The following is an 8637-nucleotide window of genomic DNA, read 5'->3' on the forward strand; positions in this document are numbered from 1 at the left end:
GGCGGCGGGCGGACCGCGGTCGTGCGGGGATCGGCGCACGGCACACGGCTGGGCGCGGGGAGGCGTCCGCCGAGGGCCGTCACCGGGTCAGGCGCAGCCGGCGGGCGTCGCCTGCGAGGCGTCGGCGATCAGCGCACGCTGGGCCGCGCCGAGCCGCTCGACATCGGGCTTGACGACCTTGCGGTCGTACGTCAGCAGGCCGTTCAGCTCGCCCTCGACGTCCGAGATCTGCGTGTAGACGGCGCCGTTGCCGCCCTTGCAGGCCAGCGCGTGCACCTCGGCCAGCTTCTGGAGGTAGTCGTCCGTGTAGGTCGAGGGATCGACGTCGACGTACGACTGCTGGACCGACCAGGCGTGACCGGGCACCGCGAGCCCCAGGCCGCCGTACTCGCCGCTGACCAGGGCGCGTCTGCCGTCCGGGTGGGGCGGCAGCGCGGGGCTGGGGTAGCCGTGCTCGTCGATGATGTCGCCGGTGCCTCCGTCGGCCCCGAGGTTGATGCCCGACATGCTGTTGACCAGCCGGGTCGGGTCCCAGGCCTTGGCCTGGTCGGCGATGCGGGCCATGTCGTACTGGCCCCATCCCTCGTTGAAGGTGACCCACATGACGACCGACGGGCTGCTGATGTGCTCGTCGATCATCTGCTTCATCTCACGCTCGTACTCTGCGCGGGCGGCGGTCGACGGGTTCACCCCGGCCGTCATCGCGGGCATGTCCTGCCACACCATGAGGCCCAGCCGGTCGGCCCAGTAGAACCAGCGGTCGGGTTCCACCTTGATGTGCTTGCGCACCGCGTTGAAGCCCATCTTCTTGTGCATCTTCAGGTCGTAGGCGAGGGCGCTGTCGGTCGGCGCGGTGTACAGGCCGTCCGGCCAGAAGCCCTGGTCGAGCGTGGCCATCATGAAGACCGGCTTGCCGTTGAGCACGGTGCGCGGCACGCCGTTCACCTTCTCCACGGTGATCGACCGCATCCCGAAGTAGCTGCCGACGCGGTCGCCCCCGACGCTCACCTTGAGGTCGTACAGGAATGGGTCGTCCGGCGACCACAGGTGGGCCTTCGGGATCCGCAGCGTGAGGGCCTTGCCGCTGCGGCCGGTGACGGTGGCGACGCGGTGCTTGCCGGCGTACGCGGTGGCGGTGACCGGCAGTCCGGCGCGCACGCCCTGCGGTTCGATCGTCAGGGTGCCCGCGGCCACGTCCGGGGTGAGCTTGAGCGTGTCGACGTGGTCGGCGGCGACCGGCTCCAGCCACACGGTCTGCCAGATGCCGGAGGACGGGGTGTACCAGATGCCGCTCGGGTCCAGTCGCTGCTTGCCCACGGGCGGGTTCTCGCCGTCGGCCGCGTCCGTCGGGTCGTAGACGCCGACGATCAGCTCCTGGGTGCGGCCCGGCTTGAGGGCGTCGGTGATGTCGGCGCTGAACTTGTCGTAGCCGCCCTGGTGTTCGGCGACCTTGTGGCCGTTGACGTACACCTCGGCCTGCCAGTCGACCGCGCCGAAGTTCAGCTGGAGACGCTTGCCGGAGCCGATCTTCCAGCCGGCCGGGACGGTGAAGGTGCGCCGGTACCACATGCGGTCCTCGTGCCGTTCGAGGCCGGACAGCTGTGACTCGACGGGGTAGGGGACGAGGATCTTCTCACCGAGATTCCTGCCGACCGGCGGCTGCTCGCCCGCCTGTGCGGCGGCGAACTGCCAGGAGCCGTTGAGGTTCTGCCAGGCCCCTCGGGTCAACTGCGGCCGCGGGTATTCGGGATGGGCGTTGCGCGGGGAGACCTCGTCGGCCCACTTCGTGCGCAGTTCGTACGTCGACCGGTTGGCACCGCTGCTCCAGAAGGACTTGACAACGTTGCCGTCCTTTCCGGCCAGGCCGCCCGCGCCGTCGTAGCGGACGTCGGCGAGGCCGGACGCGGTGCCGTCCTTGTTGCCGACCACGGGCTGTTCCAGGGTGATCAGGAGCGTCTTGGGGTCGGCGGGGTCCAGCCGGGCCGCGCCGAGCGGCCAGGTGGCGCCGCCGATCACGGCGTCGATGTGGTCGGTGAGGTCCGCCGGGGGAGCGGCGAGGGGCTGCGCGAAGTCGAGCCGCAGCGTGCGGCCGTCCGTGCGGACGGCGGTGGCGGTGGCGCCGTCGTAGTCGTAGCCGTCGGGCAGCCGCAGCGCGGACGACGGGACGGCGGTCTTGGTGCCACCGGGCGGGGTCCAGCGCAGGTGGAGGTTGGAGCCCCCGTAGTGCTCGAAGTACTCGACCTTGATGTCGTAGGCCTTGCCGGCGGTCAACTCGACCGGGGCGCCGGTCTGTTCGCGGTCCCAGTCGTCGACCCAGTGGTCGATGACCAGGGTGTCGCCGACCCAGAGGCGGAAGCCGTTGTCGCCGGTGATCGAGAAGGTGGTGGGGCCGGTCTTCTCCGGCACGATCCGGCCGGTCCAGCGGACGCTGACGTCGTCCGACTGCCCGGTGGCGAAGTTCAGGCGCGGCTCCAGGGTGTCGAAGTCGAGGTTCGGGTCCAGTCCGGTCGCCTTGAGCTGGTGGAAGTCGAAGGCGCCGGGGGCGGACTGGGTGTAGTACTCGCCCTTGAGGCCATGGACCTCGACGGGGTCGTCGGCCGCGTGCGCGACGGGTGTCGCGGCGAGTCCCGCGGCGCCCAGGGCTGCGGCGAGCAGCAGGGCGAGGCGTTGCCTGAGGGGTTTGGTGCGCACGGATCCTCCTTGGCTGAGGAAGGGTGGCGGCTCGTTGCTTCAGTCTGTACAACGTTGGAAGGAACGGCAGTTGGCATGAGAGCACGGCTCCCGGCCGCTGTCCAGGGGCAGAGCACAGGCTCCGAGGACGCGGCGCCCATCGACGCTGAGGAGATCCCTTGCGGGTCAGCCTGAAGGACGTGGCGGAACGCGCAGGCGTTTCGATCAAGACGGTGTCCAACGTGGTGAACAACTATCCGCACGTCACCCCGGCGATGCGGGCCCGGGTGCAGTCGGCCATCGACGAGCTCGGCTACCGGCCCAACCTGACCGCGCGTCATCTGCGCAAGGGGCGTACGGGGATCATCGCGCTGGCCGTTCCCGAGCTCGGCAACCCCTACTTCGCGGAGCTGGCCGGGGCCGTGATCGACGCGGCCGCCGAGCACGAGTTCACCGTCCTGCTCGACCACACGCGCGGCGACCGCGAGCAGGAGATCCTGGTGAGCCAGGGCCTGCCGGCCCGGGTGATCGACGGGCTCATCCTCAGCCCGCTGGAGCTGGAGGCCGAGGACCTCCAGGGCCGGTCCGACGACGTGCCGCTGGTGCTGCTCGGCGAGCGGGTGTACGACCTGCCCTACGACCACATCGCGATCGACAACGTGGCCGCGGCCCGGTGCGCGGTCCGCCATCTGCTGGGCCGCGGCCGGACCCGGATCGCCTACCTGGGCGCGCGCACCGACTCCGCGAACCGGCCCGCCCACCTGCGGCTGGCCGGCTGGCGCGAGGAGCTGGCCGCGGCCGGGGTGCCGGCCCCGGACAGCCTGGTGGTGCCGGTCGGCGGCTGGGACCGCGACGACGGGGCGCGGGCGATGGCCGAGCTGCTCGACTCGGGTGTGCGCCCGGACGCCGTCTTCGCCTACAACGATCTGATCGCGATCGGGGCGATGCGGGTGCTGCACGAGCGGGGTCTGCGGGTGCCGTGGGACGTGGCGGTGGTGGGCTTCGACGACCTCGCCGAGGGGCGGTTCGGGGCCGTCACCCTGACCACGGTCTCGCCCGACAAGCAGGCGATCGCCCGGATGGCCGTGGCCTCGCTGCTGCGCAGTCTGTCGGGGCGCGAAGTGCCCGGTGGGCGCGAACTGACCGCGGAATTCAGGCTGGTTGAGCGGGAGAGCACGCTGGGGCGGCGCTGACGGGATTTCGAACGGAGGGGTTTACAGCCTCCTTCCAACGATGTAAAAACCTCACCGGAACGACGAGCACACCGAGTTGACCGCAAGAGCCAGCCTCCCCGAGAGCGCTCTCACGCGCCGGGGCCGCGCCGTTTGGGGGACTCCCATGAAGACCAACGCAGTTGCCCGTCCCGCCTTCGCACGCCACCTCCTCGCAGCAGGCCTCGTGACGAGCCTGGCGCTCGTGACCGCATGCACCAAGTCCGAGGACGACTCGGGCAAGAGCACCTCCACCGCCCAGCAGGACGACGCCGGGCAGCAGGTCGCCTCACCGAGCACCGACTCCGGACCCACCTGCACCGTCGACGCCTACGGCGGCGGCAAACTCGACCTCAAGGGCGCCACCGTAGGCTTCTCCCAGTCCGAGAAGGAGGCCAACCCCTTCCGGATCGCGGAGACCGCCTCCATCAAGGCCGAGGCCCAGAAGCGCGGCATCAAACTGCTCACCGCCAACGCGCAGTCGCAGTTCTCCAAGCAGATCAGCGACGTCCAGGACCTCATCGCCAAGGGCGCGAACCTGCTGGTCATCGCACCGCTGAACTCCGACGGCTGGGAGCCGGTGCTGCGCGCCGCGGGCGCCAAGCACATCCCGATCGTGACGATCGACCGCAAGATCAACGCCACCGCCTGCAAGGACTACGTGAGCTTCATCGGCTCCGACTTCGTCCAGCAGGGGCAGCGGGCCGCCGACCAGATGATCGAGGCGACCGGCGGCAAGGGCGAGATCGCCATCCTGCTCGGCGCGGCCGGCAACAACGTCACCACCGAACGCACCAAGGGCTTCGAGGACCGCATCAAGGAGAAGGCCCCCGGCCTGAAGATCGTGTTCCGGCAGACCGGTGAGTTCGCCCGCGAGAAGGGCCAGTCGGTCACCGAGAACCTCATCCAGTCCAAGCCCGGCATCACCGGGATCTACGCCGAGAACGACGAGATGGGCCTCGGCGCCGTCAACGCCCTCAAGGGCGCCGGGAAGAAGCCGGGCGACGTCAAGATCGTCACCATCGACGGCACCCGCAACGCCGTCCAGGCCATCGTGGACGGCTGGATCTACGGCGTCATCGAGTCCAACCCGCGCTTCGGCCCGCTCGCCTTCCAGACCCTCGACACCTTCACCCAGGGCGGCAAGGTCGGCCAGGACATCGTCATCCAGGACAGCTCCTACGCCAAGGGCAACGCCCAGACGGACCTCGGCAAGGCCTACTGACGTGCTCTCGGTGACCCGACTGTCCAAGACCTTCCCCGGCGTGCGCGCACTGTCCGACGTGGACTTCACCGCGCACGCCGGGCAGGTGCACGCCCTCGTCGGCGAGAACGGCGCCGGCAAGTCGACACTCATCAAGGTGCTCACCGGCGTCTACCGGCCCGACGCGGGCGAGGTGTCGTACGACGGCGCGCCGGTGCGCTTCGCCACCCCGCTGCAAGCCCAGCAGGCGGGCATCTCCACCATCTACCAGGAGGTCAACCTCGTCCCGCTGATGAGCGTGGCCCGCAACCTCTTCCTCGGCCGCGAACCGCGCGGCCGGCTGGGCCTGATCGACTTCGGGCGCCTGCACCGCGAGGCCGACGAGGCCCTGCGCAGGCTCGGCATCCGGGTCGACGTGCGCCGACCGCTGCGCGAACTCGGCGTCGGCGCCCAGCAGATGGTCGCCCTCGCGCGGGCCGTGGCGGTCGACGCCCGGGTCGTCATCATGGACGAGCCGACCTCCTCGCTCGAACCACGCGAGGTGGCGACCCTGTTCGGGGTGATCCGCATGCTGCGTGAGCGGGGCGTCGCGGTCATCTACGTCAGCCACCGCATGGACGAGCTGTACGAGATCTGCGACGCGGTCACCGTCCTGCGCGACGGACGCGTGGTGCACACCGGCCCGCTGGCCGGCCTCGACCGGCTGCGGCTGGTGTCCATGATGCTCGGCCGGGAGATCGGCGAGGTGCGCACGGAGGGCCTGACGAAGTTCTCCGGCTCGCACACCGCCACGGCCGAACCCGTTCTGCGCGCAGACAATTTGACGGTACGTCATCGACTGCACGACGTCTCGCTCGCACTGCGGCCGGGCGAGGTGGTGGGACTCGGCGGGCTGCTCGGCTCCGGCCGCAGCGAGACCGCGAAGGCCATCGCCGGAGCGCTGCCCACCGACGCGGGCCGGGTGAGCGTCGCCGGCACCCCGGTACGCACCGGCTCCACCGCCGCCGCGATCCGCGCCGGCATCAGCCTGCTGCCGGAGGACCGCAAGACCGAGGGCATCGTGCCGGGCCTGTCCGTACGCGAGAACATCGCGCTCGCCGCGCTGCCCACGCTCTCCCGCTTCGGCCTCGTCGACGACTCCCGCATCGACCGGATCGTCGAGACCTTCATGAAACGGCTGCGCATCAAGGCCGCCGGCCCGCACCAGAAGGTCGGCGAACTCTCCGGCGGCAACCAGCAGAAGGTACTGCTGGCCCGCTGGCTCGCCCTGCACCCCAAGGTACTGCTGCTCGACGAGCCCACCCGCGGCATCGACGTCGGCGCCAAGGCCGAGGTGCAGGCCCTCATCGACGAACTCGCCGACGACGGACTCGCCGTCCTGCTGATCTCCTCCGACACCGAGGAACTCATCGAGGGCAGCGACCGCGTGATCGTCCTCAAGGAAGGCGTGGTGGTGCGCGAACTCACCGGCGACGACGTCACCGAGGACGGCCTGATGCGCGCCCTCGCATCCGCACCCGCGGGAGGACACGATGGCTGACCTCGCACTCGCGCGCGGCACGCTGGACCGCGTGCGGCTGCTGCACCTGCTCCAGGAGTACGGCGTCTACGCGGGCGTCGTGGTGCTGCTGCTGTTCAACTTCGCCTTCACCCCGTACTTCGTGTCCACGGAGAACTTCCGCACCCAGGCCGTCCAGGTCGCCCCGGTCCTCGTCGTCGCGCTCGGCATGGCGCTGGCCATCGGCACCGAGGGCGTCGACCTGTCGGTGGGCTCGGTGATGGCCCTGTCCACCTCGCTGCTCTCCCTCTACCTCGGCTACGGGCCCTGGATCGGCGCACTGATCGCGGTGCTCGGCGGCATCGTGGTGGGTGTGGCCAACGGCGCGCTCGTCGCCTTCGTCGGCGTCCAGCCCATCGTCGCCACCCTCGCCCTCATGGTCGCCGGACGCGGCCTGGCCCTGGTGCTGCTCCCGCAGCTCAAGGACGTACGCGATCCCGGCATGGCGGCGCTCGGCTCCGGCGACGTGCTCGGCGTGCCCTACCTGGTCCTGATCGCCGCCGCGCTCGCGCTCCTGGTCGCGTTCGTGGTGCGCCGCACCACCTTCGGCCGCCAGGTGCTCGCCATCGGCGACAGCCGGCCCGCGGCCCGGCTCGCCGGACTGCCGGTCAGCAGGGTCCTCGTGGTGGTCTACGTCTGCTCCGGCGCCCTGGCCGCCGTCGCGGGCATCCTCGCCACCGCGCGCCTGACCGCGAGCGACCCCACCTCCCTGGGCACCCTGATGGAACTGTCCGCCATCACCGCCGTGGTCGTCGGCGGCACCCCGCTCAGCGGCGGACGGGTACGCATCGGCGGCACCGTCGCGGGCGCCGTACTCATCCAGCTGCTCACCACCACCCTCATCAAGCACGACCTTCCGCCGTCGTGGACCCAGATCGCCCAGGCCGTGGTGATCGTCCTCGCCGTCTACGCGGCCCGGGAACGAGGCAGGCGATGACCGTGCACACCGAGGAGGCCGGCGTGCCGGTCACGACCGACGATCCCGCCGCGGACGCGCCCGCGCGCGCGAGCCGCTCCGACCGGCTCGGCGCCTTCGCCCAGCAGCACGGCGCGCTGGTGACCCTGGTGATCGCCATGGTCGTCGCGTCCCTGAGCTTCGACACGTTCCTGACCGGCGACAACCTGGAGAACATGGCGCTGTCCTCGGCGTTCCTCGCCGTGGTCGCCCTCGGTATGACCTTCGTGATCGTCACGGGCGGGATCGACCTGTCGGTGGGCTCGCTGTTCGCCCTGGGCGGTGTGCTCGCGGCCTGGGGTTCGCAGTACGGAAGCGCGGTGGCCCTGCTGCTGCCGCTCGCCGTGTGCGGACTGATCGGCCTCGTCAACGGACTGCTCATCGCGCGGGTCCGGCTCGCCCCGTTCATCGTCACCCTCGCTGCGATGCTGGGCGCCCGCGGCCTGCTCCTGGCGATCACCGACGAAGGCTCGACGACCTATCTGGTCGACAAGCACTCCTTCTTCGCGTCCCTCGGCCAGGGCTCGCTGCTCGGTATCGGCGTGCCCGTGTGGATCACCGTGGGCCTGTTCGTGCTGGGTGCGATCGTGCTGCGGCGCAGCAGATTCGGGCAGTACGTCTACGCGGTCGGCGGCAACGAGGACGCCGGGGCCCTGATGGGCGTGCCCGTGGCGGGCACGAAGGTCGCGGTCTACACGCTGTCCGGGTTGTGCGCCGGGCTTGCGGGCGCGCTCAACGCGGCCTGGCTGGTGTCGGGCGTGACCATCCTCGGCAGCGGGATGGAACTGGAGGCGATCTCCGCCGTGGTCATCGGCGGCACCCTGCTCAGCGGCGGCTTCGGCTTCATCAGCGGCTCCCTCGTGGGTGTGCTGCTGCTGAAGGTCATCCAGAACGTCATCAACCAGATCGGCTCACTGGACTCGGCCTACCAGCAGGTCGTCAGCGGCGCCTTCCTGGCCGTGGTGGTCGTCGCGCAGACCTGGCTGGGGCGTCGGCGCCGGGTCCTGAGAGAGGCGGAGCCGCCGGGGGCGCCGCGCGG

The 8637-nt window shown here is 70.7% G+C and carries 6 protein-coding genes; 5 read left to right on the forward strand and 1 reads right to left on the reverse strand.

Annotated features, from left to right (window positions below; all coding sequences use genetic code 11):
* Positions 1–87 precede the first annotated feature (87 nt).
* Positions 88–2691 (reverse strand): PA14 domain-containing protein, encoded by a 2604-nt coding sequence (locus ABT085_RS40175; RefSeq protein WP_351620101.1) that lies wholly within the window; start codon positions 2689–2691, stop codon positions 88–90.
* A 158-nt stretch (positions 2692–2849) separates the two neighbouring features.
* Here ABT085_RS40175 and ABT085_RS40180 point away from each other — a divergent pair, with 158 nt between their 5' ends.
* The 5 genes from ABT085_RS40180 to ABT085_RS40200 all read left to right on the forward strand — a co-directional run.
* Positions 2850–3863 (forward strand): LacI family DNA-binding transcriptional regulator, encoded by a 1014-nt coding sequence (locus ABT085_RS40180; protein ID WP_351620104.1) that lies wholly within the window; start codon positions 2850–2852, stop codon positions 3861–3863.
* Between the two features lie 145 nt (positions 3864–4008).
* Complete coding sequence (locus ABT085_RS40185; protein WP_351620107.1) at positions 4009–5106, forward strand: ABC transporter substrate-binding protein; 1098 nt, start codon at positions 4009–4011, stop codon at positions 5104–5106.
* A 1-nt stretch (position 5107) separates the two neighbouring features.
* Complete coding sequence (locus ABT085_RS40190) at positions 5108–6625, forward strand: sugar ABC transporter ATP-binding protein (protein WP_351620110.1); 1518 nt, start codon at positions 5108–5110, stop codon at positions 6623–6625.
* Positions 6618–7580, forward strand: a complete 963-nt coding sequence (locus ABT085_RS40195; protein ID WP_351620114.1) for an ABC transporter permease — start codon at positions 6618–6620, stop codon at positions 7578–7580. The genes ABT085_RS40190 and ABT085_RS40195 overlap by 8 nt, the downstream gene beginning before the upstream one ends.
* The coding region (locus ABT085_RS40200) for an ABC transporter permease (protein ID WP_351620117.1) at positions 7577–8637 on the forward strand (1061 nt) is incomplete at its 3' end. The genes ABT085_RS40195 and ABT085_RS40200, both read left to right, overlap by 4 nt.

Source organism: Streptomyces sp. NPDC002265, assembly GCF_040296125.1.
GTDB lineage: Bacteria > Actinomycetota > Actinomycetes > Streptomycetales > Streptomycetaceae > Streptomyces.

Coding starts and splice junctions, on each gene's coding strand:
- ABT085_RS40195 (WP_351620114.1), top strand. CDS start 6,618: ATGGCTGACCTCGCACTCGCGCGCGGCACGCTGGACCGCGTGCGGCTG.
- ABT085_RS40185 (WP_351620107.1), top strand. CDS start 4,009: ATGAAGACCAACGCAGTTGCCCGTCCCGCCTTCGCACGCCACCTCCTC.